The sequence below is a fragment of the Alkalicaulis satelles genome (assembly GCF_008630495.1).
Taxonomy (GTDB): domain Bacteria; phylum Pseudomonadota; class Alphaproteobacteria; order Caulobacterales; family Maricaulaceae; genus Oceanicaulis; species Oceanicaulis satelles.
In genome coordinates, this window is sequence record NZ_VWOJ01000001.1 from 521,855 (window position 1) to 546,184 (window position 24,330).

At 66.9% G+C, this 24,330-nt stretch carries 25 protein-coding genes; 6 read left to right on the top strand and 19 right to left on the bottom strand.

From position 1 onward, the window contains the following. Positions 1–59 precede the first annotated feature (59 nt). From F1654_RS02525 to F1654_RS02555, 7 genes are all read right to left on the bottom strand, one after another. A complete protein-coding gene (locus tag F1654_RS02525; RefSeq protein WP_150021923.1) occupies positions 60–857 on the bottom strand; it encodes an enoyl-CoA hydratase-related protein in 798 nt (265 codons plus the stop codon). A gap of 138 nt (positions 858–995) precedes the next feature. Further along, positions 996–1,373 carry a hypothetical protein gene (locus tag F1654_RS02530; protein ID WP_150021924.1) on the bottom strand — a complete coding sequence of 126 codons (378 nt, stop codon included), beginning with the start codon at positions 1,371–1,373 and terminating at the stop codon, positions 996–998. 165 nt (positions 1,374–1,538) lie between these two features. Continuing rightward, positions 1,539–1,856 carry a hypothetical protein gene (locus tag F1654_RS02535; protein ID WP_150021925.1) on the bottom strand — a complete coding sequence of 106 codons (318 nt, stop codon included), beginning with the start codon at positions 1,854–1,856 and terminating at the stop codon, positions 1,539–1,541. Positions 1,857–1,931: 75 nt separating this feature from the next. Next, positions 1,932–2,513: an NAD(P)H-dependent oxidoreductase gene (locus tag F1654_RS02540; RefSeq protein ID WP_150021926.1), complete on the bottom strand. Its 582-nt coding sequence runs from the start codon at positions 2,511–2,513 to the stop codon at positions 1,932–1,934. Positions 2,514–2,582: 69 nt separating this feature from the next. Then, positions 2,583–3,629, bottom strand: coding sequence for an enoyl-CoA hydratase/isomerase family protein (locus F1654_RS02545; protein WP_150021927.1), 1,047 nt, complete (start codon positions 3,627–3,629; stop codon positions 2,583–2,585). A 17-nt stretch (positions 3,630–3,646) separates the two neighbouring features. Then, on the bottom strand, positions 3,647–4,069 hold the full coding sequence (locus F1654_RS02550; RefSeq protein WP_150021928.1) for a PIN domain-containing protein: 423 nt from the start codon (positions 4,067–4,069) through the stop codon (positions 3,647–3,649). Next, complete coding sequence (locus F1654_RS02555; protein WP_150021929.1) at positions 4,066–4,512, bottom strand: type II toxin-antitoxin system Phd/YefM family antitoxin; 447 nt, start codon at positions 4,510–4,512, stop codon at positions 4,066–4,068. The genes F1654_RS02550 and F1654_RS02555 overlap by 4 nt, the downstream gene beginning before the upstream one ends. Positions 4,513–4,740: 228 nt before the next feature. Between F1654_RS02555 and F1654_RS02560 the strand changes: the two genes are divergently transcribed. Both F1654_RS02560 and F1654_RS02565 read left to right on the top strand, forming a co-directional pair. Beyond that, entirely contained in the window at positions 4,741–4,995 is a 255-nt protein-coding gene (locus F1654_RS02560) for a FitA-like ribbon-helix-helix domain-containing protein (protein WP_150021930.1), read from the top strand. Positions 4,996–5,007: 12 nt separating this feature from the next. Further along, entirely contained in the window at positions 5,008–5,430 is a 423-nt protein-coding gene (locus tag F1654_RS02565; RefSeq protein WP_150021931.1) for a type II toxin-antitoxin system VapC family toxin, read from the top strand. A gap of 51 nt (positions 5,431–5,481) precedes the next feature. Here the strand turns inward: F1654_RS02565 and F1654_RS02570 are convergent, their stop codons facing one another. After that, positions 5,482–6,618 (bottom strand): isobutyryl-CoA dehydrogenase, encoded by a 1,137-nt coding sequence (locus tag F1654_RS02570; protein WP_150021932.1) that lies wholly within the window; start codon positions 6,616–6,618, stop codon positions 5,482–5,484. 81 nt (positions 6,619–6,699) lie between these two features. Here F1654_RS02570 and hemB point away from each other — a divergent pair, with 81 nt between their 5' ends. Both hemB and F1654_RS02580 read left to right on the top strand, forming a co-directional pair. Beyond that, positions 6,700–7,686 (top strand): porphobilinogen synthase, encoded by a 987-nt coding sequence (gene hemB, locus F1654_RS02575; protein WP_150021933.1) that lies wholly within the window; start codon positions 6,700–6,702, stop codon positions 7,684–7,686. Beyond that, positions 7,679–8,815: a trans-sulfuration enzyme family protein gene (locus F1654_RS02580; RefSeq protein WP_150021934.1), complete on the top strand. Its 1,137-nt coding sequence runs from the start codon at positions 7,679–7,681 to the stop codon at positions 8,813–8,815. The genes hemB and F1654_RS02580 overlap by 8 nt, the downstream gene beginning before the upstream one ends. 27 nt (positions 8,816–8,842) lie before the next feature. On the opposite strand, the gene F1654_RS02585 is transcribed toward F1654_RS02580, so the two are convergent. Genes F1654_RS02585 through F1654_RS02600 form a run of 4 tightly spaced genes read right to left on the bottom strand, consistent with a single transcriptional unit; the run spans position 8,843 to position 12,544 of the window. Beyond that, positions 8,843–9,628 carry an SDR family NAD(P)-dependent oxidoreductase gene (locus F1654_RS02585; RefSeq protein WP_150021935.1) on the bottom strand — a complete coding sequence of 262 codons (786 nt, stop codon included), beginning with the start codon at positions 9,626–9,628 and terminating at the stop codon, positions 8,843–8,845. Then, entirely contained in the window at positions 9,625–11,169 is a 1,545-nt protein-coding gene (locus tag F1654_RS02590; RefSeq protein ID WP_150021936.1) for a cryptochrome/photolyase family protein, read from the bottom strand. Before F1654_RS02590 ends, F1654_RS02585 begins: the two co-directional genes overlap by 4 nt. Next, positions 11,169–11,852 carry a DUF6134 family protein gene (locus F1654_RS02595; RefSeq protein ID WP_150021937.1) on the bottom strand — a complete coding sequence of 228 codons (684 nt, stop codon included), beginning with the start codon at positions 11,850–11,852 and terminating at the stop codon, positions 11,169–11,171. Before F1654_RS02595 ends, F1654_RS02590 begins: the two co-directional genes overlap by 1 nt. Positions 11,853–11,896: 44 nt before the next feature. Then, positions 11,897–12,544, bottom strand: a complete 648-nt coding sequence (locus F1654_RS02600; RefSeq protein ID WP_199200424.1) for a cupin domain-containing protein — start codon at positions 12,542–12,544, stop codon at positions 11,897–11,899. Positions 12,545–12,764: 220 nt separating this feature from the next. Between F1654_RS02600 and F1654_RS02605 the strand changes: the two genes are divergently transcribed. Further along, positions 12,765–14,765 carry an alpha/beta hydrolase family protein gene (locus F1654_RS02605; protein WP_199200425.1) on the top strand — a complete coding sequence of 667 codons (2,001 nt, stop codon included), beginning with the start codon at positions 12,765–12,767 and terminating at the stop codon, positions 14,763–14,765. Here F1654_RS02605 and F1654_RS02610 read toward each other — a convergent pair. Further along, entirely contained in the window at positions 14,762–15,706 is a 945-nt protein-coding gene (locus F1654_RS02610; protein WP_150021939.1) for an oxidoreductase, read from the bottom strand. The genes F1654_RS02605 and F1654_RS02610 overlap by 4 nt on opposite strands. Positions 15,707–15,934: 228 nt before the next feature. On the opposite strand from F1654_RS02610, the gene F1654_RS02615 reads away from it, so the two are divergent. Then, positions 15,935–16,741, top strand: a complete 807-nt coding sequence (locus F1654_RS02615; protein ID WP_150021940.1) for an SDR family NAD(P)-dependent oxidoreductase — start codon at positions 15,935–15,937, stop codon at positions 16,739–16,741. 4 nt (positions 16,742–16,745) lie between these two features. Here the strand turns inward: F1654_RS02615 and F1654_RS02620 are convergent, their stop codons facing one another. The 6 genes from F1654_RS02620 to dnaE all read right to left on the bottom strand — a co-directional run bounded on the left by F1654_RS02620 (position 16,746) and on the right by dnaE (position 24,131). Then, a complete protein-coding gene (locus F1654_RS02620) occupies positions 16,746–17,108 on the bottom strand; it encodes a type II toxin-antitoxin system PemK/MazF family toxin (protein ID WP_199200426.1) in 363 nt (120 codons plus the stop codon). After that, positions 17,105–17,347 (bottom strand): AbrB/MazE/SpoVT family DNA-binding domain-containing protein, encoded by a 243-nt coding sequence (locus F1654_RS02625; protein WP_150021942.1) that lies wholly within the window; start codon positions 17,345–17,347, stop codon positions 17,105–17,107. Before F1654_RS02625 ends, F1654_RS02620 begins: the two co-directional genes overlap by 4 nt. 168 nt (positions 17,348–17,515) lie before the next feature. Next, a complete protein-coding gene (locus tag F1654_RS02630) occupies positions 17,516–18,493 on the bottom strand; it encodes an Hsp33 family molecular chaperone HslO (protein WP_150021943.1) in 978 nt (325 codons plus the stop codon). Further along, a complete protein-coding gene (locus tag F1654_RS02635; protein WP_150021944.1) occupies positions 18,490–19,671 on the bottom strand; it encodes an aspartate aminotransferase family protein in 1,182 nt (393 codons plus the stop codon). The genes F1654_RS02630 and F1654_RS02635 overlap by 4 nt, the downstream gene beginning before the upstream one ends. A 49-nt stretch (positions 19,672–19,720) precedes the next feature. Next, positions 19,721–20,587, bottom strand: coding sequence for an ABC transporter permease (locus tag F1654_RS02640; protein WP_150022532.1), 867 nt, complete (start codon positions 20,585–20,587; stop codon positions 19,721–19,723). A gap of 100 nt (positions 20,588–20,687) precedes the next feature. Continuing rightward, positions 20,688–24,131 carry a DNA polymerase III subunit alpha gene (gene dnaE, locus F1654_RS02645; RefSeq protein WP_150021945.1) on the bottom strand — a complete coding sequence of 1,148 codons (3,444 nt, stop codon included), beginning with the start codon at positions 24,129–24,131 and terminating at the stop codon, positions 20,688–20,690. Between the last annotated feature and the right edge of the window lie 199 nt (positions 24,132–24,330).

Sequence of the window (24,330 nt, forward strand, 5' to 3'; positions counted from 1 at the left end):
GACAGGCGTTTAGGCTGGGCCGGTTCTGAGCCAAGCGGGCGCGCGGTGCAAGCGTGCGGTCAGTTCTTCACCCACCAGGGCTTGCGCTTGTCCAGGAAGGCGGCCAGGCCCTCGCGGCCCTCGTCGCTGACGCGGCGCTCGGCGATTTTGTGGGCGGTTTTGCGCATCAGACCGTCATCGATTTCCTCGCCGGTCACCATGTCCACCAGCGCCTTGGCGTCGCGCACCGCCCCGGGGGCGGCGTCAAAGGCATGGCGGGCAATGTGCTCCATGGCGTCGTCGAGATCCTCGGCGCTGTCGACCAGATGCTGGACCAGCCCGATCTGGTGGGCGAACGTCCCGTCAAACGCCTCGCCGGTCACGAACAGGGCGCGCGCCCAGCGCGGGCCGATGGCGCGCACCACGAAGGGCGAGATGGTGGCCGGCGTCAGGCCCAGGCGCACCTCGGAAAAGCGGATTTTGGCGTCCTTGACCGCCACGGCGATATCGCAGGCCGCCATCAGACCGGCGCCCCCGCCCATAGCCGCGCCCTGGACCAGCGCCACGGTGATCTGGGGCAGGTCGTAGAGGCGGTGGAGCATGCGCGCCAGGCCCAGCGCGTCTTCCTCATTGTCCTGGCGCGTCCAGTCGGCGGCGGCCTTCATCCAGTCCAGATCGGCTCCGGCGGAAAAGCTGCGTCCGGCGCCGCGCAGGAACACGATGCGCACTTCAGCATTTGAACGCAGGATGTCGAAAATATCCGACAGGCGCGCGATGATGTCGGCGTTGAAGGCGTTGTGCTTGTCTGGACGGTTCAGCGTGATGATGGCCGCGCCGCCGGGCGTGACCTGCAAAAGGACGTCTTCGTTCTGGCTCATGGCGCGCTCTCCCTGTTCAGGGACAGAGCTTTAACGCGCCCCCGGCGCCGCGCCAAGATACCGGTGATCCCATACAACAAGGCCGCTGGAGCGCCCCCCGCGCTCCAACGGCCTTGAAACGTGCAACCAGACGCCCCGTTAGCGAGGCAGAACGATCGACTTGATCATGGACAGCACCGTAATGGCGATCAGATAGCCCACAGCAGCAAAAGCCAGATATTGCAGATAGGCCATGTCGGTCACCGGCGGCATTTCAAAGCCAGCGCCCGCGCGCACCATGGGCAGCGCAATATCCACAGCCACGTGGACGATAACAGCGACCACGGTGAAGATCAGGATAGCGCCGAATTGCTGCATGAGCAGCGCCATGACCAGGGCGATCACGCCCATCTGCAGGCCCAGAAACATCCAGTTGATGTCTCCGCCCGCGGTATGCGGGCCATAAGCGGCTACACCTTCAAGCAACCAGTTCCAGACCGGCGCTATGTAACCCCAGATCATATCCACGATTTCCATAATAAACCCCTCGCTCCACGGCCTCCCTCGGACCGTTCACACGCCCGGAAGACTGCCCAAAGCTTAACAAATTGCAAGGAAAAATAAACCCGTTCACCCTTCGTTAGGACTCCGGGCGTGACCTCGAAAGCACGGATGATGTCGTTTCAGAGCGCACTTGCAGGGTTAACGGCGCAAGAGCACACGCTTGAGCAGGGCCAGAATCAGGATCACCACCAGATAGCCCGCCAGCAGGGTGGCCACATAGCGCCAGAAGGGCAGTTCCAGCACCTGGGGCAGGACCAGGGCCGAACGCCCTGTCAGAACCGGCAGCAGCGCATCCACCACCACATGCACCAGGGTCGCGGCCACCACGAACACGGGCAGGCGCGCCAGTTTGGGCAGCAGCACGGCGGCCACCAGAGCGATGATCAGGCCCTGCACCGCATTGACCTGGTTGAAGCCGGCGCGGAAAAAATCCAGCGCTTGTTGAAGCAGTTCCATATTCCCCTCCCCGAGCAATGGTTAACGCCAGCATCGCCGCTTTGGCCCTTGCGATCAAGTTCGCAGCTTCGGCGCTCAGCGCGCCTGTTCGCCCAGCCGGCGCGCATCGGCGAGCATTCGGGTGCGCCGCTCCGCACTGCCCTCCACCATGCCGAACACCGTGCTGCGCACCGGTTTGAAGCCGGACATGCCCAGCACGCCCGTCTCCAGCGCCTTTAGCGAATGGGAGCGGAAGAATATCCGGTAGGCGGCGGCGGGCATGCCCATGGTCACGATCACGCGCGCGGACTTGCCGCGCATTTTCTGCGCCGGCCAGCGCGAGGAATCGGCGCCGGTGTCGAGGAACATGTTCGCCCGCCCCAGATGCTCCAGCAGCGCCTTGGCGCGCGCCGGAAGCATGCCCAGCCAGAGCGGATAGATCAGCACGACATGGTCGGCCGCCTGCAGCGCCGCCTGCACCGGCTGGAGCGGCTCGGGCGCAGGCTCCGAGAATGCGGCCGCGCTGGTCAGGAAGCCATAGTCCAGCGCGCCGGCGTCAAACCGGCTCACCTCATGGCCCGCGCCTTCAGCGCCTTGCTGATAGGCGTCCGCCAGGGCATGGCAGAAGCGCTGGGGCGCAGGATCAGGGTGAGCGTTGATCAGGCAGATGCGGGACATGAGCGCCTCCGTGGACGAGGCGTCCAGTCTAACCCATCACCGCCCCTTGGGCACGCATGACGCAATGCTTCAGGCGTTCTCGAAGCTCATTTCCTGATCATCGGCCAGCGGCGCGAACCAGGGGGCCGCATTGCCTGCGCGCGCGGCCCAGCGCGGGGCGTTGTCCTTGTCCAGGATCACCGCGCGCACGCCCTCATAAAAGTCCGAACCGTCCTCGAGAAAGCGCATGGAGACGCGCAGATCCTGGGCCATCACCTCGCGAAAATTCATCGACGCGCCCCGGCGCAGCGCCGCCAGCGTCACGGTGCAAGCGGTGGGCGATTTGCTGCGCAGGACGTCCAGCTGGCGCAAGGACCAGGAATCGCCCGCCGCTTCCAGCCGCGCCTCCATGGCCGCCACATCATCCCCGGCAAACGCGCTGTCGATCAGTCCCCGCGTCAGCGCCAGATCGCTCTGTCCAGGGTCGCCGGAAAACTCATCAAGCAGCGCCTCGGCCGCCTCGCCATCGCTATCGAGCGTCCGGGTCTCGAAGGCCTCGATCAGGGCGGGGCGCTGCTCGCTGGGCACGTAATGGGTGGCGACGCCTGTCAGGATGCAGTCAGCGGCCTTCAGGCGCGCGCCGGTCAGGCCCATCCAGGTCCCCACCTCGCCGATGAGGCGCGGCAGGAAATAGGCCCCGCCCACATCGGGATGGAAGCCGATGCCCGTCTCGGGCATGGCGAAAGTGGTGCGGTCGCCGGCCACGCGGAAATCGCCATGCACCGAGACGCCGACCCCGCCGCCCATGGTGATGCCGTCGATGAGCGCGATATAGGGCTTGGGATATTCGGCGATCAGCGTGTTGAGCCGGTATTCGTCGCGCCAGAAGCGCCAGGCGCGCCCGTCTCCCGCCTTGCCGCTCTCGGCCAGCATGCGGATGTCGCCGCCCGCGCAAAAGCCCTTCTCCCCGGCGCCGTCCACCACCACGGCCTTGACGCTGTCATCCTCGCGCCAGTCCTTGAGGGCGGCGTACATGGCGTCCACCATGTCCTGATTGAGCGCATTGAGCGCCTTGGGGCGGTTGAGCGTAATGCGCCCGCAATCGCGCGCGCGGCGGATGATCACATCATCAGTCATGAAAGGACGGTCCTGTTTCAGCGCAGGTCGAGACACGGCGCCCCCGCCAGGGCGGCGGCGCGCAACAACCCCGCATCGCGCGTCGCCAGCGGCGCGTCAAGCTCTGCGGCAAGCGCCAGATAGGCCGCATCGAAGAGGGAGAGGGTGTGTTTCATCGCCAACGCCAGAACCGCGGATAGCTGTGATATGTCGAGCGCGCCCTGAATTTCGATCTCAAGCCTTTCGAGAGCCGCGACATCCCTGTCCAGGTCGCGCCGGGCATGGAGGCTGTGGCGAGCCAAAATGTTGAGGGTTTCCCACATGAATATATGCGGTGCAGTCAGGCTGGCGGCCTCAATGGTATCGAAGAAGGCGGTTGAGGCCTGCGTCATGTTCGATGGCAGGATGAAAGCGAGCGCGGCTGATGCGTCCAGCACGATCAGCTTTGATTGGGCGCTCACGAGCGGGCAAGCTCTTTAAGCTCTTCCCAGCTCATCGCGTCCAGAACGGGGTCGGTGGGCTGGGTTTCCCGTAATTGCCTGAACAGCTCAACCAGCTCCGGCCCGGACAGCTTGCGCGGGCACGGCTCGGGGCGTCTGGCGTTGGTGGATGCCGCTTTCAGGCTGGCGCGCAGCCGGTCGCGCAGTCCGGGATCGGCCTTCAGCATGGCTTCGGCCTCGGCGAACGGATCAGACGGCGCTTCGGCCTCGCCCTGGAAGGCGGCCTGGCCATCGCCATCGGCTACGCCCGCAGCTCTGACGGGTCCGGCGCCGGCGCCGGCGCCATAAATTGTCGCCACCGGCTTGCCATGACGGGTGATCACCAGCGGTTCGCCCGTCGCCTCGATCTCGTCGAGCAGGCGGGACAGATGGGTCTTGGCTTCCAGCACGCCGACAAATTTCATCGCCCAGGCCTTTGCGCTTTCTGGTCAGACATCTGATCAGATATCTGACCATAATGACTTAAAATCGAGCCAGATTCAATCAGAAGGCCATTGGCCTGCGCTAATCCTGCGGCCCAAACAGCCGCCGCATGGCCATTATTGAACGTCATCGGAGCGAGGCGGGATTGAAAAACGCCAGCATTGCCATCATAATGATAGCAATGCTATCAAGTTCTGGAGGGCGCCATCATGGCGGCTGTCACCATTCGCAATCTTTCCGATGACGTGCATCGCGCGCTGAAAATCCGCGCCGCGCAACACAATCGCAGCACGGAAGCGGAAATGCGCGCCATTCTGGAGGCCGCGGTTCGTCCCGAAGGGCGCAAGGGGCTGGGCACGGCGTTGGCGGAAACAAGCCGGAGATTGGGCCTGACCAACGCCGACATCGAGGCGCTGGAACTGGTCCGCGACAGGCGCCCGGCCGAGCCCATGAAGTTTGACTGACGGACGCCTCCAATGATCGTCCTCGACACCAATGTCGTTTCCGAGGCGATCAAGCCTGAACCCCACCCTCTGGTGCGTGCGTGGATGGACGCGCACGCGGGCGAGGCGTTGTTCCTGTCCAGCGTCACGGTGGCCGAACTTCTATTCGGTGTTGGCGTCCTGCCGGAGGGCAAACGGAAGGACCTGCTGGCGACCCGGGTTGATGCCCTGCTGGACGAATTCACCACCCGGATTCTGCCCTTCGACGTTCCTGCCGCGCAGAGTTACGCCGCCCTCGCGGTCCAGGCCCGGGCGGCCGGAAAAGGCTTCCCAATGCCCGACGGCTTTATCGCGGGGATCGCCGCCGCGCACGGGTTCGCCGTGGCGTCGCGCGATGCCAGCGCCTTCCGGGCCGCGGGCCTGACGGTGATCGATCCCTGGACTGAGCCGGCCTGATCCGTTCCGGAGCGTCAGCCTGCTCCGCTGGCCGGTCCCAGCCGCCTGACGCTATTTCAGCAATTCCTTTGCAATGATCACGCGCATGATCTCGTTCGTGCCTTCCAGGATCTGGTGGACGCGCAGATCACGCACGATGCGCTCGATGGGATAGTCCTTGAGATAGCCGTAGCCGCCATGGATCTGCAGCGCCTCATTGGCGATGCGGAAGCCCAGATCGGTGGCGAAGCGCTTGGCCATGGCGCAATAGGACGGCGCGGCCGGGTCCTTGCGGTCCAGCGCGTCTGCGGCGCGCAGCAGCATGAGCCGGCTGGCGTCCAGCTCGGTGGCCATGTCGGCCAGCTTGAACTGGGTCGCCTGGAAATCGGCCAGCGCCTTGCCGAACTGGCTGCGCTCTTTTGCATAGGCAATGGCCAGATCGGTGGCCTCGGCCGCGCCGCCCAGCGAGCAGGCGCCGATATTGATGCGCCCGCCATTGAGCCCGTTCATGGCGAACAGGAAGCCCTGGCCTTCATCCCCCAGCCGGTTCTCCACCGGCACCCGGCAGTCCTCGAACGAGACCACGGCGGTGGGCTGGGAGTTCCAGCCCATCTTCTTCTCATTGGCCCCGAAGGAGAGCCCTGGCGTCCCCTTCTCCACCACGATAGCCGACACGCCCTTGGCGCCCTCGCCGCCGGTACGGCACATGACGATATAGAGATCGCTGGTCCCGGCGCCGGAGATGAAAGTCTTGGAGCCGTTGAGCACATAGTGATCGCCATCGCGCACCGCTTTGGTGCGCAGGCTCGCCGCGTCCGAGCCGGCGCCCGGCTCGGTCAGGCAGTAGGAGCCGATCATGTCCATGGCGGTCAGGCGCGGCAGCCAGCGCTGGCGCTGCTCCTGGCTGCCCCAGCTGTCGATCATCCACGACACCATGTTGTGGATGGAGATGAAGGCGGCGGTGGATACGCACCCGCGCGAGAGCTCTTCAAAGATCAGCGCGGCGTCCACCCGGCTCATGCCCGATCCGCCCACATCCTCGCGCGTGTAGATGCCCGCAAAGCCCATGGCGGCGCTCTCTTTGAGCACATCGACGGGGAAGTGCTTGTCCTCGTCCCACTGCGCGGCGTGGGGCTTGAGGCGGTCCTCGGCGAATTTGCGCGCCGCCTCCCGGATCAGGCTCTGGTCCTCGGTGAGCTCGAAGCGCATGGCAAATCCTCCTAGACAAGGCGCGCGGGGGCGGGTGTTGTGCGCGCCACCGTTTTGTTATGCAGCGCGAGATACACCGAGATGGCCCAGTTTCCCACCACCCGTCTGCGCCGGATGCGCCAGCATGACTGGACGCGCCGCCTGATGCGCGAGACCACGCTGACGCCCTCGGACCTGATCTGGACGCTGGTGGTGTCCGACCGCGCGAACCCTCGCGAGCCGGTGGCCTCCATGCCCGGCGTGGACCGGCTCTCGCCCGCCGCCGCCGCGGACGCAGCCCGCCAGGCGCGCGCGCTGGGCATCCCGGCCATCGCGCTCTTTCCCCATATCGACCCGGCGCTGAAAAACGCTGCAGGCAGCGAGGCAGGCAATCCCGACGGCCTGGTGGCGCAGGCCATCAAGGCCATGAAGGACGCCGCGCCCGAAGTGGGGATTATCTGCGATGTCGCGCTCGATCCCTTCACCGATCACGGCCATGACGGGCTGATGGAAGACGGCGTCATCCTCAATGACGCCACGGTGGAGCGCCTGTGCGACCAGGCCCTGATGCAGGCGCGCGCGGGCTGCGACGTGATCGCCCCGTCCGACATGATGGACGGGCGTGTGGGCGAGATCCGCGCGGCGCTGGATTCGGAAGGCTTCGAGCATGTGCTGATCCTGTCCTACGCGGCCAAATACGCCTCGGCCTTCTACGGCCCCTATCGCGACGCCATCGGCAGCTCGGCGGCGCTCAAGGGCGACAAGAAGACCTATCAGATGGACCCGGCCAATACCGACGAGGCCCTGCGCGAGGTGGAGCTGGACATCGCCGAGGGCGCCGACATGGTGATGGTCAAACCCGGCCTGCCCTATCTCGACATCGTGGCGCGGGTGAAGACCGCCTTCGCCCTGCCCACCTATGTGTTCCAGGTCTCGGGCGAATACGCCATGATCGAAGCGGCCGCCGCAAACGGCTGGATCGACGGCGAGCGCGCCATGCTAGAGAGCCTGATGGCGTTCAGGCGCGCCGGAGCTGATGGCGTGCTGACGTATTTCGCGCCGCGGGCGGCGAAAATCCTGAATGGCTAGGCGCCCCGAAACCCTCGCCGCCCAGGCGCTGCACCGGATCGATGTCGAGACCGGCGCGGTCATCCCGCCGGTTCATCTGGCCACAACCTATGCCCGCGATGGCGCCAACGCCCTCATCGGCGCCCATGACTATATCCGCCCCGAAGGCCCGACCCAGGCTCACGCCGCCGCCCTGATCTGCGCGCTGGAAGGCGGCGCGGATGCGCGCCTGTTCAGCTCAGGCCTCGCCGCCGCCGCCGCCGTCTTCGCCACCCTGCCCGCCGGAGCCCATGTGGTGGCGCAGACCAAGATGTATTATGGCGCGAAGAAGCTTCTGCAATCGCTAGAAACCAAAGGCGCAATCGTCCTTGCGTTTTTCGATCCGGACGACCCCGATGCGCTGGCGCGGGCGGTTAAGCCAGGCGCCACGGCGCTCATATGGATCGAGACGCCGGCCAATCCGCTCTGGTCCGTGGTCGATATCGCGCGCGCTGCAGAGACCGCCCGCTCAGCCGGCGCCAGACTGGCCGTGGACAGCACCAGCGCGCCGCCCTGCACTACGCGCAGCCTCGATCTGGGCGCCGATTATGTGGTGCATTCGGCCACCAAATACCTCAACGGCCATAGCGATGTGCTGGCCGGCGCCGTGGTCACGCGCGCCAAGGACGAGGCCTGGCAGGCCCTGTGCGACCATCACAGCCTGACCGGCGCGGTCCCCGGCGCGTTCGAGGCCTGGCTGTTGATCCGGGGTTTGCGCACGCTGTTTGTGCGCTTTGAGCGCCAGAGCGCCAACGCCCTGCGCCTTGCGCAGTCCCTCGAAGGCCATCCGGGCATCGCTCAGGTGCTCTATCCCGGCCTGCCCGCCCATCCCGGCCACGCCATCGCCGCGCGCCAGATGACCGGCGGGTATGGCGGCCTCCTCTCCCTGCGCCTCAGGGGTGGCGCGAAGGCGGCGGCGCAACTGGCTGCTTCTACTGAGGTTTTCATCCAGGCCACGTCCATTGGCGGGGTGGAGAGCCTGATCGAACACCGCAAGCCCATTGAAGGCCCGCAAAGCCCCACCCCGGACGATCTGGTGCGCCTGTCCTGCGGCCTGGAAGCGGCCGATGACCTGATGGCCGACCTGATGACGGCGCTAGAGCGGGTGTGAATATTTTTCAGCAACACCCTGAATGATTTAATCTTCAGGCGGCTTGTTCCAGCCGGTCTGGCGGCGCACCAGGGCGATGTGCCAGCTGCGCGGCAGGGCGTAGATGGCTTTCAGCACCAGGGTGAAGCGCCGCGGGAAAGTGATCTCGAACCGGCGTGATTTCAGGCCCGAGGCGATGCGCCTGGCCGCCGTCTGCGCGCTCACCATGAAGGGCTTGGGAAATTCATTATCGTCCTGGGCCGGAGTTTCCACGAAGCCGGGCGTCACCACCTGGATGTGCACGCCATAGCGGTGCAGCTCGATGGCCAGGCATTCGGCCATATTGATCAGCGCCGCCTTGGTCGCCCCGTAGGCCGAGGCGGTGGGCATGCCGCCAAAGCCGGTGGCCGAGGAGACGATGGCGATCTGGCCCTTGCGCCGCTCGGCCATGCGCCCCGTCAGGGCGCTGACGCAGGCGGCCGTGCCGTTGAGATTGACCGCGAAGGTTCTGGCGTAGTCCTCATAGGACGGCGCCTCGGCCTTCACCGGGATATAGATGCCCGCATTAAGCACCGCGCAGGCGATGGGGCCGTGCTCGGCCTCCAGACGCTCCACGCAGGCCGCAACGGCGGACGCATCGGTGATGTCCAGCGGAGCGGGGATGATCTTGCCGGGATGCTCTTTGGCCAGGTCTTCCAGCGCCCCGGCCCCGCGCGCGGAGACCGCCACCGTCCAGCCCTTGCGCGCCAGGCGGCGGGCGAGCGCGGCGCCGATGCCCGAACTGGCGCCGGTGATCCAGACGATCCCGTCTGCAGGCTTCACAGGCCGTGTCATGCGCTCACCTTTTGCGTTTCAATGCCGATCCGGCGCAGGAAGCGCGCACTGTCCTCGCGCACCGCGCGGCGCTTGTCCTCGTCCATGCGCTCCAGCGTCTTGTAGATCATGGACAGGCGCTGATTGCCCTTCAGCCGGTCTTCGTTCTCCATCAGGAAATTCCAGTAGAGATAGTTGAACGGACACGCCTTCGGCCCGTTCCTGACGCTCACCTGATAGCGGCAGGACTTGCAGTAATCGCTCATCTTGTTGATGTAAGCACCTGACGCAGCATAGGGTTTGGTCGCCATGATCCCGCCGTCGGCGAACAGCGCCATACCGTGCGTATTCGGCGCTTCCACCCATTCATAGGCGTCGGCATAGACCGCCAAATACCATTCATTGACTGGCGCCGGATCGATCCCGGCCAGCAGCGCGAAATTGCCCGTGATCATCAGGCGCTGGATATGGTGGGCGTAGGCGTGGCGCTTTGTGGTCAGGACGCAGTCGCGCACGCACGCCATCTCCGTCTCGCCCGTCCAGTAGAAGTCCGGCAGCGGGCGGCGCGCCTCCAGCACATTGCGTTCGAGATATTCGGGCATGAAGCGCCAGTAGACGCCGCGCACATATTCGCGCCAGCCCAGGATCTGGCGGATGAAGCCCTCCACGGCGTTGAGCGGCGCGCGGCCCTGTATCCACGCCTCCTCCGCCCTGCGGCAAACGGTCAGCGGATCCAGCAGGCCGCAATTGATGTAAAGCGACAGGACCGAGTGAAACAGGAAGGCCTCGCCCGCCTTCATGGCGTCCTGGTAATCGCCAAAGTTTTCAAGCCCGCGATCGATGAACCAGTCCAGCTGGGCTTCAGCGTCCTCAGCCGTGACCGCGTACCAGAAATCCTCCAGATCGCCGAACCGGTCCGGGAACTGCGCTTCCACCAGCGCCAGCACCTCGCGCGTGACGGGGTCGGGCGCAATTTTAAGGCGCTCGGGGATGTCCAGGCCCTCGGGCAGGCGCTTGCGGTTCTCGCTGTCGAAATTCCACTGCCCGCCCGCGGGCTCATCGCCCTCCATCAGGAGGCCCGTTTCCCGGCGCATCTCGCGGTAGAAATACTCCATGGTCAGGCGCTTGCGCCCCTGCGCCCAGGCGTCAAATCGCTCATGGGTGCAGATGAAGCGGTCATCGCGCCGGATCTCCACCGGAGCGCCCAGCTGGTCTGTCCAGGTCTTCATCGCCGCCATCAGACGGTATTCGCCCGGCTCCACCACAATCAGACGGTCATGGCCGCCTTCAAGAAGCGCCCGGCGCGCCTCGCCTTCAAGCGATCCGGTATTGCCCGGCGCGTCCAGGTGGACATAGCGAACGTCTAACCCCTCGTCCTCCAGCCCTTTGGCGAAATGGCGCATGGCCGAGAAAATGAAGGCGATCTTCTTCCTGTGATGGGGCGCATAGCCGGCTTCCTCGGCCACTTCGGCCATCAGCACCGTATCGCCTGGCGCATAATCACGCAGCGAGGCCAGCGACCGCGTCAGCTGGTCGCCCAGGATCAGGCGCAAGGCGCTCATCAGGCGTCGGCGGGATTGGCGCGGCGCACATAGGTGACGCGCTGGCCGCGCGCCTCGAACTCGGTGCGCGCCCAGCGCCCGTTTTCGTCATACCACAGGTCCAGGGTCAGCGAGCTGGTCAGGCGGTAGCGGCGCGCAGGGATCTTGCCGCCATCGGCCTCGATCTCCTCCTCGCCCAGGAACTCCACCTCCACCTCCATCAGCGTGCCGTGCTCGGTGTTGAGCACGGACTCCGTGCCCGGCGGATAGCGCACCCAGTGGGAGGACGGCAGGATGTCAGAGGGGAATGTCTTGGACACATCGTCGCCGCCGGGATCGCGCCCGGTGACATCAAACCCCTCGCCATTGGCGCGCCCCTCCACGCGGAAAGTGTCGCCGTCTTTCAGCGTGCGGCCCTCGAACGCGACCAGGCGGCCATTATCCCAGCGCTCGGTTGAATCATGTTCGTAGCGGAACACCGTCACCGGCCCGATCCCGGCGCGCAAGCGGATGGACACTTCGGCGATCAGCTCGCCGTCATCATTCTCGCTGAAGCGCACCTCATGGGCGCCAAAGCTCGTATTGCGCCCGCGATAAACGTCGAACTTGATCGTCTCACCCGGTCGCGCGGACATATCCGCCGAGGCCAGCGCCAGCGGCGCAGGCGCGCACATCAGGAGGGCGGCGGCGGCAAGGCGTAACATGGAGACATCCTTTCGTCTGAGAGGCGTATTATCGGGGCGCATGATCAGAAACGGCGCGTCAGCCGGCTGATACGGTCTATGCCGGCATAGACCTTGTTGGTCAGGCGCACCTGCCCCAGCTCCACCACAAAACACACGCAGGTCTGCGCGCTGTCTACCCGCGGCTGGTGCACATCGCCGGGCTCGACGCGGCACACATCCCCGCGCGCGAAGGCGCCGCGGCCGTCATGGAAGGAACCGGTCAGCACCAGGGTCAGTTCCTCGCCGGAATGATCGTGCTCGGGCGCGCCCTTGCCAGGCGGGATGGAGATGAGGCGCGCGTCGACCCCGGGCGCACACAGGCTTTCCACGACAATCTCGCTGTATCCGCCAAGGCGCCGGCGCCAGCGCCGGTCGCCCTGGACCTCCAGCGCCCGGGCCAGCGGGGACGGCAATAATCCGGGGCGCGGATCATGCGCAACAGGCGCAACGGCGTCATCATCGAGCCGGTCGAGCGCGCGCGTGAGCGCGCCAGGCGCCAGCGCCACCCCCGGCTCGCGTTCCAGCATCGCGCCAAACGCAGCTTCAACTCCGGCCAGACGCTGGGCCGCGCGCGGCGCCATGGCCCCCTGGCAGGCCGCCAGCACGCGCACAGCGTCTGGCGCTGCGCCGGTGGCGCAATCAAGAATCCAGCCATCATCAAGCATCGTCATCAATCCGCTTGTCTTTGTTATTCTGAATTGTTTACGCACCCCGCTGTCAGGCGGATCACCATGGGCGCCGGACCGCAGCAGACAGGGGCTTATGCGGGCGCCCGGCATTGCAGGCCTGTCACGAAAAAATGGCGAAACGGATATAGGTTTCAGTTTCAGATTGTCAGGCCCATGCGGGCCTGCCAGAGTGCCCACACGCCCTCATGTGAAAGCTAACGTCATGAATCTTTTGCGTGCTCTGACCGCCGCCCTGACTGTCCTCGCCTTCTGCGCCAGCGCCCAAGCTTCTGTTCCCGTCACCCGTCTGGCGCAGATGTTCGGCGAGGACGCTGACCTCATGCTGCCCGCCCTGTCGCGCAGCGGCGACCGCCTGGCGTTCCTCACCCGCAGCCAGGGCCGCACCTTGCTGGCGGTGATGTCGCTGGAAGGCGATCCCGATACCCGCTCCATGGATGTGTCCGGCAACAAGATCCGCGATCTGTACTGGATCGACGACCGGTTCGTGATGGCCACGATCAGCACCTATTCGGGCAATGTCCAGGTGGCGGGCCAGGGGCGCAATCTGTTCGACCAATGGCTCTCCGATACCGAGTATTTCACCTTGTTTGCTGTGGACACCCGCACCATGCAATCGGTCCAGATGCTGGGCCGCGAACCCAGCCTCCTGCCGCAAAGCTCGCTTTCGCGTGTGTCGGGCGTTCGTGACGGGCGGGTGCTGATGCCCGCTTTCCGTCTGGGCGGCGGCGGCGGGCGGCCCATGCTGGAATCCACCCTGTTCAGCGTCGATCCGTCCAGCGGCACAGGCCGGGTGTTCGTGACCGAGCGCCAGCGATCGGCGGAAACGCCCATCATGAACTGGATCGCTGACGCCCAAGGCAATGCAATCGCCCGTCTGAGATTCGACAACGCCAATGACCGCTCCACGCTGGAGCTGAGCGAGGGCAATCGCTGGCGCGCCCATCCCCACTGGGACAATCAGTCTCCCGCGGGCAGCGTGGCGGGCGTGGATGGCGACGGCTCGGGCTTCTATTCCCTGCGCTGGTCGGGCGGTTTCCGGACGCTGGCGCGCTATCCCGCGAACGGCGGCGAGCCGCATACCGCGCTCAGCGCCCCTCCGGGCCGGGACCTGTCAGGGGTCATCATTGACCCTGTCACGCGTTCCCCGGTGGGTGGAACCTATGTGGACGGCGCTCCGCGCCAGGTCTTCATCGACCCGGACCTGGCCGCCATTCATGACCTGGTGGCCGCGCGCGCGCCGGGCCTGATCATTAATGTCAGCAGCTGGAACGCCGCGCGCACCCGCGCCCTGGTCCATATTGCGACGCCGGGAGAACCGGGCACGTATTTGCTGGTCGAGCGCACCTCCGGCGAGATCGCGCCGATTGGCGACGTGCGCCCGGCCGTCGCCGATGAAGAGCTTGTGGCCCCGCGCCGCCTGATCACCTACCAGACCCGCGACGGCGTCACGCTGGAAGCCGTCATCACAGATCCGCCCGGCGCACGGCCGGACGAGAGCCGGGCGCTGGTGGTGCTGCCCCATGGCGGACCGGCCGCCCAGGACGATGTGGGATTTGACTATATCGCCGGCTTCATCGCCGCGCTGGGCTATCGCGTGGTGCAGCCCAATTTCCGCGGCTCCACCGGCTATGGCCGGGCCTTCGAACGGGCGGGCTGGACCGAATGGGGCGGACGCATGCAGGACGATGTCACCGACGCCCTGACCCATCTTGTGGAGACCGGCGCGGCGGACCCGGCGCGCGTGTGCATCGCCGGAGCGAGCTATGGCGGCTATGCGGCGTTGGCCGGGGCGGCGTTCACGCCCGATCTCTATCGCTGCGCCGCGGCCATCGCGCCGGTGAGCGATTTGTGGGTGTTCGCCGGCGATATCGGCGCGCGCAGCAGCCGGCGCAGCCGCCAGCGCGATTACTGGCGCAATTCAATCGGCGATCCCAATCGCGAGCGGGCCATGCTGGAAGCGCGCTCACCGGCCCGCTTCGCCGCGCAGGTTCAGGCCCCGGTGCTGCTGATCCACCCGGTGGAGGACACGGTAGTGCCCGTCAGCCAGAGCGAGCTGATGCAACGCGCGCTCGCCGGCGCGGGCAAGGATGTGCGCCTGGTGCGCCTGGACGGCGAGGATCACTGGCTGAGCTTGCCCGAAACCCGCGTGGCCATGCTGGAAGAGCTGGGCGCCTTCCTCACCGCCCATCTGGGCGCGCCTTAAGGATTGAGGAGCCGTTCGCTGAGCGCCCACAGGCCTTCGGCGGCGTCCGGGTCCACTGCATAGGGGCGCACGCCCGACCAGCCGCGCTCTTGCGCGGGTTCGGCGATATTGCAGTCCTCGCAATAAGCGCCCCCGCGCCCGGTCAGCAAGGGCGAGAGCGCGGCCCATACCGTGGTGGCCGCCCCCTCCTCCACGCTCTTGAACACCGGGTGCAGAGAGCCGTCTTCGCGGATCCAGCCCATGGCGCGCATCTCCGCCTCGTCCATGTCGCGCTGCAGGGCGGTCATGATGCCGCCGGGATGCACCGAGAACGCCTCCACCCCGCGCGCGGCGTGGCGGGCGTTGAAGCCCAGCGCGAACAGCGCATTGGCGCTCTTGGAGCGGCCATAGGCCTGCCATTTGTCGTATGGCGTTTTGACGAAATCGGGATCATCAAGGTTCGCTGGCGCGATCATGTGCGCCACCGAGGACAGCGCCACCAGCCGCGCGCCGGGCCGGGTCATGAGATCACTCAAGGCGTTGGCCAGCGCGAAATGGCCCAGATGATTGGTGGCGAACTGCAGCTCGCGCCCCTGCGCCGTGCGCTGTTCGGGACAGGCCATGATGCCGGCATTGCAGATGAGGTAATCGATCACGTCGGTGCGCGCGCGCACCGCCTGCGCACACGCCGCTGCGCTGGCCGGATCGGACAGGTCCAGCGCCAGCGTCTCCACCTGGCCCAGCCCCGCCAGCGCCGCTTCGGCTTTCGCGCTGTCACGGGCGGGAACCAGCACTTTCGCCCCCGCCCCGGCCAGCGCGCGCACCGTCTCCAGCCCGATGCCCGAATACCCGCCTGTCACCAGCGCCACACGGCCCTTGAGATCATGGCTCGCGGCGATTTCACCGGCGGTGGAGCGCGCGCCATACGGGCTGTCGACACGGCGCTGGTTCTCGATGGACATGGGCTTCGGCTCCTGAAACGCGATTGGGCGCGCAGCCTGCGCCCTCGCGCCCGCCTTGCCAAGACGCCGCTTGCGCGCCCGCGCGCGCCGCGCTAGTGCTGCGCGCCTCACTTGGGGAGGACCCCGCCGATGAACCAGCCGCGCTGACCACTACGTCGCGCCGCCGCCCCTGACGGGCGGCGGGATTAGCGCCGGGCCTTCCCGGCGCGGTTCATCAGGACTGTCATCATGCCATCACTGGATAATCGCATCGCGCTGGTCACCGGCGCAGGCCGCGGCATTGGCGAAGCCATCGCCCGCGCCTTTCACCGCGAGGGCGCCCATGTCCTCGTCACCGATATCGATCAACAAAGCGCCGATACCCTCGCCGCCGAACTGGGCGAACGCGCTGAAAGCCTGGCGCTGGACGTGGGCGAGGAAGGCGACTGGCTTAAGGTGCAGGCTCACGTGACCACCCGCCATGGCGGGCTGGACATTCTGGTCAATAATGCCGGCATCACTGGGTTTCTGGAGACCGAAGGGCCCCATGATCCCGAGCATTTCAGGCTGGAGAGCTGGCGCGCCGTGCACCGGGTCAATCTGGACGGGCTGGCCCTGGGCTGCCGCGCCGCCATCGCCCTGATGAAGCACCGCAAGGGCGGATCGATCATCAACATGTCCTCGCGTTCGGGCGTAGTGGGCATTCCCGGCGCAGCGGCCTACGCCGCGTCCAAGGCGGCGGTGCGCAATCACACCCGCACGGTGGCGCTCTATTGCGCGCAGATGGGCTATCCCATCCGCTGCAATGCGCTGCTGCCCGCCGCCATCCTCACCCCCATGTGGGACGCCATGCTGGGCGATGGAGCGCAGCGCGATGCGATACTGGCCGGGATCGCTGCAGGCGTGCCCATGGGCCGGTTCGGCACGCCCCGGGAAGTGGCTGAAGCGGCGGTGTTTCTGGCGGGTGATGCGTCCAGCTATATGACCGGAACCGGTCTCGATCTCGACGGCGGGATACTGGCCGGCGCCGAAGCCGCGCCGGGGCAAGGGGAGTAAGAGATCAAGCCGGGCGGGTCGGGTCGGGCAGGTCCAGGATCGCGGCGATGCGCTGGAACAGCGCAAGGCGCGTGTCCGCGCAGACCTGCCCGGCCCGACGGGCGTGACGAGCTTCAGGATCAATCGTGCGGATCTGGTCACACAGGATATAACCCGCCACCGGATCCTCGGCGTCCAGCGCCAATTTGAACGGCCAGGGCCGCTCACTTGAAGTCACGGGACAGACCAAGACCAGGCTGGAGCCTGCATTATAACGATAGGTCGACACCACCACGGTGGGCCGGCGTCCGGCCTGTTCGCGCCCCCGCGCGGGGTCCAGTTCGAGCCAGATCACATCACCGGGCTCGTAAACGCCAGAACCGCTCACCAGGGCTCTGCGCCGACTGGCGCGCCCCACTCTTCGAGCTCCGGTGTCTCCTCAACGCGCATCGCGTCAAACAGCGCTTCACGGTCCAGCGCCTGACGGGCCGGTGTCATGACAAGGCGCCCGCCCTCATAGCTCAGCTCAACCGCATCGCCCGGCGCCAGGCCGGTGCGCTCCAGAAGGTCTTTGGGGATGCGCACGCCTGCGCTCTGGCCCCACTTGCCTATCTGCACCTTGGTCATCACATGGCTCCGCGCGGCATCTGATATCCGCAAGATATCAGATGCCGGAGCCCGCCGCCATCCCGGCGGCCTTCATGGGAACCGCAGGCATTGCGCCTTGCGCCAGGCGCGTCATCCATGAGTCTCAATATGAGGCGCGCGAGAAGCTGCGCGCGCTGGCCCCGCCCGCTAATCATTCGCGCGGGCTGCTGCGTCGATCTCGCCGGCGGTGAAGCGCCATTCGCGATTGCAGTATTCGCACGTCATGGCCACCGAGCCGTCGGCGCCGCTCATATGCTCGCGGTCATCGCTGGGAAAGCGCGCCAGCAGGCGGGCGAGCGAGGCGCGCTCGCAACTGCACCGGCGCGGCGCCGGGCGGCCCTCCTCCACGCGCACGCCGTCCTCATGGAACAGGCGGAACAGCACCTGGCCGGCGGTGAGGGCCGGATCGAGCAATTCATCATCGCCCAGCGTGTCGAACAGGACCTGGGCGTGTTCGAAGGAATCCTGCGTCTCGCCGCGCGCCTCATCCCCGGCGATGCGCTGGATCAGCGCGCCCCCGGCGCGCCAGACCATATGGCCGCCGTCCAGCATCTGGCGGCCCACCGCCAGGCGCAGGCGCGTGGGCGTCTGTTCGGACTGGGCGAAATAATGCGCTGCGCTGTCGGCCAGCGTGTCGCCGGTGATGGCTGTGACGCCCTGATAGCGCTCCTTGCCCGGGCCGGGATCCAGGGTCATGGCGAAATGGCCATCCCCCAACAGGTCGCGCGCGCCGGTGCGGCTGGCCGCCTCCAGCGCCGCCACCGCATCGCCATCATATTTGGCGTAGGCGCGCACGCCCTGGCCGGGCACGAAATCGGCCACCACGAAGGCCACCGCGCCCGTGCCCTCGATCTGGCGCCCGCCTGAATCCGGACCGCTGGCCTGGATGATCAGCTTGCCGTCGAATTTGAGCGAATCCCCGATCAGCACGGCCAGCAGCGCCGCCTCGCCCACCAGGCGGGCCACGCTGACGGGATAGTCATGGGCCGACAGAATTGCATCAGCCGCCGCGCCCAGCCGGACCAGGCGCCCGCGCACGGGCCGGCCTTCCAGCTGGAAACCGGTCACGCGGTCATCACCCGCGCCGGTCAGGCCTGGCGCGCCAGGCGCGCCGGCGGGCGTCATTGCGGCTCCAGCGCGCCCAGCGCGGCGTCCAGCGCCGCCACCGCTTCGCGCACATGGGTCTCGTCGATGATCAGGGGCGGCGCCAGGCGCGCCACATTATCGCCCGCCGCACCCATCAGCAGGTGTTGGGCGCGCGCATGGGCGGCCAGCGTCTTGTTGACATAGCCGTCCTTCAGCTTCAGCCCGATCAGGAGCCCGCGCCCGCGCAGCTCGGCGACCTTGTCCGCATGGGCGTCCACAAGTCCGGAGAGCTGCTGGCGCAGCGTGTTGGCGATATCGGTGACATGATCGAGGAAACCGGGCGCGGTGAGCGCGTCATACACCGCATGCCCCACCGCCATGGCCAGCGGATTGCCCCCGAAGGTCGAACCGTGAGTGCCGATTTTCATGTGCGCGCCGGCCGCTTCAGTGGTCAGGCACGCGCCCATGGGAAAGCCGCCGCCCACGCCCTTAGCCACGGCCATGATATCGGGCGCCGCGCCCGACCATTCATGGGCCCACAGCTTGCCGGTGCGCCCGGCGCCGCACTGCACCTCGTCATAGATCAGCAACAGCCCGTGCTCATCGCACAGCTCGCGCAGGCCGCGCAGGCAGACATCGGGGATCGCGCGCACCCCGCCCTCGCCCTGGACCGGCTCCACGATGATGGCCGCGGTTTCTTCGGTGATGGCGCTTTTGAGCGCCTCGTGATCGCCGAACGCGACCTGGTCAAAGCCTTCCATGCGCGGCCCGAAGCCTTCGAGATAGGCCGGATTGCCGCCTGCATTGATGGCCCCGAACGTGCGTCCGTGAAACGCCCCGGTGAAGGTGATGACGCGGTAACGGTCCGGGCGGCCCTGGGCGAAATGGTAATGGCGCGCGGTTTTCAGCGCGCACTCCACCGCCTCGGTTCCCGAATTGGTGAAGAACACCCGGTCGGCGAAACTGTCGCGGCAGTATTTCTCCGCCAGTTCGATCTGGCCGGGCGCGCGGAACATGTTGGAGGTATGCCACAGCTTGCCGGCCTGGTCCTGCAGCGCCTTGACCGCCGCAGGATGACAATGGCCCAGCCCGTTGACCGCGATCCCGGAAATGAAATCGAGATAGCGCGCGCCGCCGCGCGCATGCAGATACGCCCCCTCGCCGCGCTCGAAATCGATATCGGGCGGCGAATAGGTATCCATCAGCGGTCTGGCCATGCGTGCCCCCAAACGGTGTGCGTGAAACCCTGATCTAGGCCCCTTTGGATCAGCTCTTCAAGCGCCAGCCGGAGCGCAATAGCAGATAGCATGCGGTGATGAGCGCCAGATTGAGCGCGCCGATCACCGCAACGCCCAGCATGAGATGGCTGTCGCCCGCCCCGATAAAGCCGTAGCGGAAGCCGTCGATCAGGAAGAAGACCGGGTTGATGTGGCTGATGGTGTAGAAGGGCTCGGGCAGGATCTCCACCGAGTAGAACGTGCCCGAGAGGAACGCCAAGGGCATGATGACGAAATTGGTCACCACGGCCAGATGATCGAATTTCTCCGCCCACAGCCCGGCCATCACCCCGATCACGCCCAGCATGAGGGCCGCCGACAGGCCGAAATAGATCACCGCCCACCAGTGCGCCACGCTCACGTCCACGAAGGGCGCGATGCAGATCGCGGTGGCCAGCCCCACCAGCACCCCGCGCGTCACCGCCCCGCCGATAAAGGCCGCCGCCAGCTCGCCCGGCGACAGGGGCGGCATCAGGAAATCGACGGTGTTGTTCTGCATCTTCGCCCCGATCAGCGAGGACGAGGCGTTGGCGAAGGAATTGTTGAGCACGCCCAGCATCACCAGGCCGGGCGCCAGGAAACTGGCGTAGGCCACGCCCAGAATCTCCCCGCGCTGGGAGCCGATGGCGATGGAGAACACGATCATGAACAAAAGCGAGGTGACCACCGGCGCCAGCACGGTCTGGAAATGCACCTTGAGGAAGCGGCGCACCTCTTTCTTGTAGAGCGTCCACAGGCCCAGCCAGTTGACCGGCCCGAAGGCGCGCGGGGTGAGGCCGGCATGGGCGGCGGCGCCGGCTTCACCGCGCGCGCGCCCATCGCGCGAAGTGGTCACAGAGGCCTGCAGGTCATCCATCGTCACGGTCCTCGCCCGCCCTTGCTCGAGAGCGCTCCTGTCTAGCACGCGCAGGCGCGCCCCGGCGCCCCCAGGCTGCACACGCATGCCAGGCGGAGCCTCACGCCAGCTCCACCCCGGCCACGCCATCGAGACCCTTGAGCGCGGCGCGCGCAGCCGGATCAAGGGCGTGCTCGCCCGGCAGGCGCAGCTCGGCCCGGCGCCCGTCGGCCAGCGCCATCACCAGATGCACCTGCCCGCGCGGGCCGGGCCGGGCGGCGGCGTGCGCCAGCCGCGCAGCCACCCCCTCCAGCGGACCAGGGCCGTCGAGATGGATGCGCAGGCTGCGGCCCTCGGCCTCCAGGGCGGCGGTGTTGATGGTTTCGGCGCTCTCCATGATCAGGCGCAGCCCCTCTTCCTGTTCCTCGATCTTCATCACCGCCATCACCGCCGATCCCGGCTCCAGCCGGTCGCGCACGGCGAACAGGATTTTGGGCGGGACCAGCGCCTCGAACTCGCCGGACGGATCGGACAGGGTGAGGAAGGCGAATTTCTCGCCCGAGCGGCGCGAGACCTTTTCCTGGCGCGCACGCACGATGGCGGCCATGCGCGCGGCGCGCGCGCCCTCGGCGGCCCGGGCGGGCAGATCGGCGAACAGCACCACGCCGCGCCGGGCCAGCCCGTCGCGCAGATCATCAAGGGGGTGGCCGGACAGATAGAATCCCACCGCCGACAATTCCTCGTCCAGACGGCGCACCGGGTCCCAGAACTCCCCCTCGGGCAGGCGCGGGCGTTGCAGTCCCGGCCCGCCGCCGCCCCCGCCGAACAGGGAGACCTGCGCGCTTTCGCGCTCGGACAGGGCGTGCTGGGAGAAGGCCAGCAGGGTCTCGGCGGCGGCCAGGGCGCGCGCCCGGTCCGGCTCAAGCGCGTCGAACGCCCCGGCCCGGGCGAGATTTTCAAATGCGCGCTTGTTGACCTGACGCGGATCGACGCGCCCGGCGAAATCGAACAGATCGCGGAACGGCCCGCCCTCGCCGCGCACCCGCGCGACATGCTCCATGGCCGAAAAGCCCACATTGCGCACCGCGCCCAGGCCATAGCGCACCGCGCCGTCCTCCACCGAAAAATCGGCCTGGGACGCGTTCACATCAGGCGGCAGAACGGTGATGCCCATGCGCCGGGCTTCCTGGAAGAACACGGCGAGCTTGTCGGTATTGGCCCGGTCCAGGCTCATCAGCGCGGCCATGAAGGCCACGGGATGATTGGCCTTCAGCCAGGCGGTCTGGTAGGCGATGGCGGCGTAGGCGGCGGCGTGGGACTTGTTGAAGCCGTAGCCGGCGAACTCATTGACCAGGTCGAAGATGAAATTGGCGCGCGCGCGCGGCACGCCGCGCTGTTCGGCGCCGTCCAGAAAGCGCACGCGCTGCTGGTCCATCTCCTCTTTCTTCTTCTTGCCCATGGCCCGGCGCAACAGATCGGCCTCGCCCAGCGAATAGCCCGACAGGATCTGGGCGATCTGCATCACCTGTTCCTGGTAGATGATGACGCCGTAGGTCTCTTTCAGGACCGGTTCGAGATCGGGGTGGAGATAGTCCGGCTCGGCGCGCCCGGACTTGCGCTCCACATAGGTGTCGATGTTCTTCATCGGCCCGGGCCGGTAGAGCGAGATCAGCGCGATCACGTCCTCGATGGTGTCGGGCTTGACCTTGCGCAGGGTGTCGCGCATCCCCGTGCTTTCCAGCTGGAACACCCCGATGGACGCGCCCGAGGCCAGAAGCTCATAGCTGGCCGGGTCGTCAAAGGTCAGCGCATCAAGGTCCGGGCGCTCGGCGCCGGATGATTGAATATAGTCCAGCGCGCGCTGGATGACGGTCAGGGTTTTCAGGCCCAGGAAGTCGAACTTCACCAGTCCCGCAGGCTCGACCCATTTCATGTTGAACTGGGTGGCGGGCAGATCGGCGCGCGGGTCCTGATAGAGCGGTACCAGCTCGGTGAGCGGGCGGTCGCCGATCACCACGCCGGCGGCGTGGGTGGAGGCGTTGCGGTTGAGCCCCTCAAGCTGCAGCGCCACCTCGATCAGCCGCGCCACCATGGGGTCGCTGTCGCGCAAGTCCTGCAGCCGGCTTTCGCTTTCCAGCGCCTGGGCCAAAGTCACCGGCGCGGCCGGATTGGCGGGCACCAGCTTGGCGATGCGGTCCACCAGCCCGAAGGGCAGCTGCAGCACCCGGCCCACATCGCGCACCACGGCGCGCGCCTGCAGGGTGCCAAACGTGATGATCTGGGCCACCCGGTCCGCGCCGTAGCGCTGCTGGACATAGCGGATCACCTCCCCGCGCCGGTCCTGGCAGAAATCGATATCGAAGTCGGGCATGGACACCCGCTCGGGATTCAGAAACCGCTCGAACAGCAGGCCGAAGCGCAAGGGATCAAGATCGGTGATGGTGAGCGCCCAGGCCACCACCGAGCCCGCGCCTGAGCCCCGGCCCGGCCCGACGGGAATATTCTGGGCCTTGGACCACTGGATGAAGTCCGACACGATCAGGAAATAGCCCGGAAAGCCCATGGTCTCGATGACCGAGAGCTCGAAGTCGAGCCGGGATTCATACGTCTCGCGCGGCGCGGCCAGCTCGATGCGCGCCAGCCGCGCGTCGAGCCCCTCTCGCGCACGCGCGCGCAATTCCTCAGCCTCATCGCGCCCGCCCTCGGTGGGAAAGCGCGGCAGGATGGGCGCGGCGGTGTGCACGCGCACCGCGCAGCGCCGGGCGATCTCCAGCGTGGCGTCGAGGGCTTCGGGCAGGTCGGCGAAACGCGCCGCCATCTCCTCGCCGGACTTGAAATAATGCTCCGGCGTGACGGTGCGCCGGTCCGACTGGCTGACATAGCTGCCCTGGGCGATGCACAGGAGCGCATCATGGGCGCCATGCTGGTCAGGCCGGGCGAAAAACGGCTCATTGGTGGCCACAAGCGGCAGGCCGCGCGCATAGGCGCGGTCGATGAGATAGTCTTCAGCGGTCAGGTCATCGGGACGGCCATGGCGCTGGAGCTCGAGATAGAGCCGGTCGCCGAAGGCTGCGCCGAGCTGGTCCAGCAGCGCATCGGCCGGTCCCGTGCGCCCTGCGCAGACCAGCCGGTTGATCAATCCGTCATGCCCGCCGGTCAGGCAGATGAGGCCGTCCGCGCGCGCCAGCACCGCCTCCAGGCTCACATGGGCGGGCTCGGCCGGGTCGATATCAAGCCATGCCGCGGAGGACAGCGCCATCAGATTGGCGTATCCGGCCTGGTTCTGGGCCAGCAGCACCAGCGTGCCGTCCGGCCCGCCGCGCTCGCCGGCCCGCGCGTTTTCAAGCTCCACCGACAGGGTGCAGCCAATGATGGGCTGCACGCCCGCCCCGGCCAGATATTCGGAATATTCCAGCGCGCCGAACAGATTATTGGTGTCGGTCAGCGCTGCGGCGGGCATGTCATGGGTGCGGCACAGCTCGGCGATCTCGCCGATGCGCAGCGCACCCTCCAGCAGCGAATAGGGCGAGCGCACACGCAGATGGACAAAGGGGCGCTGGCTCATGGGGCGAGCTCCGCGAGAGGGGCGGGAATCGGGACGGCCCCTACCCTAGACGAGGCCGGGCGGGCCGGTCACCCGCGTGTGGCCGCTTCAGGCGGCCATGGCGGCTGAAACCGTCAGGGCCAGAGTGACGAAACCGGCGATGACGGCGGCCGAGGCGATATCTTCGATGAGGCTGCGCATGGCGGAACTCCCTAGGTCT

What these genes read in the sequence shown, in the direction of transcription:
- dnaE (WP_150021945.1), bottom strand. Translation starts at nt 24,131, where the DNA reads ATGAGCCAGCGCCCCTTTGTCCATCTGCGTGTGCGCTCGCCCTATTCG.
- F1654_RS02565 (WP_150021931.1), top strand. Translation starts at nt 5,008, where the DNA reads ATGATCGTCCTCGACACCAATGTCGTTTCCGAGGCGATCAAGCCTGAA.
- F1654_RS02635 (WP_150021944.1), bottom strand. Translation starts at nt 19,671, where the DNA reads ATGGCCAGACCGCTGATGGATACCTATTCGCCGCCCGATATCGATTTC.
- F1654_RS02600 (WP_199200424.1), bottom strand. Translation starts at nt 12,544, where the DNA reads ATGACGATGCTTGATGATGGCTGGATTCTTGATTGCGCCACCGGCGCA.
- F1654_RS02640 (WP_150022532.1), bottom strand. Translation starts at nt 20,587, where the DNA reads ATGGATGACCTGCAGGCCTCTGTGACCACTTCGCGCGATGGGCGCGCG.
- F1654_RS02540 (WP_150021926.1), bottom strand. Translation starts at nt 2,513, where the DNA reads ATGTCCCGCATCTGCCTGATCAACGCTCACCCTGATCCTGCGCCCCAG.
- F1654_RS02545 (WP_150021927.1), bottom strand. Translation starts at nt 3,629, where the DNA reads ATGACTGATGATGTGATCATCCGCCGCGCGCGCGATTGCGGGCGCATT.
- F1654_RS02630 (WP_150021943.1), bottom strand. Translation starts at nt 18,493, where the DNA reads ATGACGCCCGCCGGCGCGCCTGGCGCGCCAGGCCTGACCGGCGCGGGT.
- F1654_RS02555 (WP_150021929.1), bottom strand. Translation starts at nt 4,512, where the DNA reads ATGAAATTTGTCGGCGTGCTGGAAGCCAAGACCCATCTGTCCCGCCTG.
- F1654_RS02595 (WP_150021937.1), bottom strand. Translation starts at nt 11,852, where the DNA reads ATGTTACGCCTTGCCGCCGCCGCCCTCCTGATGTGCGCGCCTGCGCCG.
- F1654_RS02560 (WP_150021930.1), top strand. Translation starts at nt 4,741, where the DNA reads ATGGCGGCTGTCACCATTCGCAATCTTTCCGATGACGTGCATCGCGCG.
- hemB (WP_150021933.1), top strand. Translation starts at nt 6,700, where the DNA reads ATGGCCCAGTTTCCCACCACCCGTCTGCGCCGGATGCGCCAGCATGAC.
- F1654_RS02615 (WP_150021940.1), top strand. Translation starts at nt 15,935, where the DNA reads ATGCCATCACTGGATAATCGCATCGCGCTGGTCACCGGCGCAGGCCGC.
- F1654_RS02580 (WP_150021934.1), top strand. Translation starts at nt 7,679, where the DNA reads ATGGCTAGGCGCCCCGAAACCCTCGCCGCCCAGGCGCTGCACCGGATC.
- F1654_RS02610 (WP_150021939.1), bottom strand. Translation starts at nt 15,706, where the DNA reads ATGTCCATCGAGAACCAGCGCCGTGTCGACAGCCCGTATGGCGCGCGC.
- F1654_RS02535 (WP_150021925.1), bottom strand. Translation starts at nt 1,856, where the DNA reads ATGGAACTGCTTCAACAAGCGCTGGATTTTTTCCGCGCCGGCTTCAAC.
- F1654_RS02570 (WP_150021932.1), bottom strand. Translation starts at nt 6,618, where the DNA reads ATGCGCTTCGAGCTCACCGAGGACCAGAGCCTGATCCGGGAGGCGGCG.
- F1654_RS02625 (WP_150021942.1), bottom strand. Translation starts at nt 17,347, where the DNA reads ATGACCAAGGTGCAGATAGGCAAGTGGGGCCAGAGCGCAGGCGTGCGC.
- F1654_RS02590 (WP_150021936.1), bottom strand. Translation starts at nt 11,169, where the DNA reads ATGAGCGCCTTGCGCCTGATCCTGGGCGACCAGCTGACGCGGTCGCTG.
- F1654_RS02605 (WP_199200425.1), top strand. Translation starts at nt 12,765, where the DNA reads ATGAATCTTTTGCGTGCTCTGACCGCCGCCCTGACTGTCCTCGCCTTC.
- F1654_RS02530 (WP_150021924.1), bottom strand. Translation starts at nt 1,373, where the DNA reads ATGGAAATCGTGGATATGATCTGGGGTTACATAGCGCCGGTCTGGAAC.
- F1654_RS02525 (WP_150021923.1), bottom strand. Translation starts at nt 857, where the DNA reads ATGAGCCAGAACGAAGACGTCCTTTTGCAGGTCACGCCCGGCGGCGCG.
- F1654_RS02585 (WP_150021935.1), bottom strand. Translation starts at nt 9,628, where the DNA reads ATGACACGGCCTGTGAAGCCTGCAGACGGGATCGTCTGGATCACCGGC.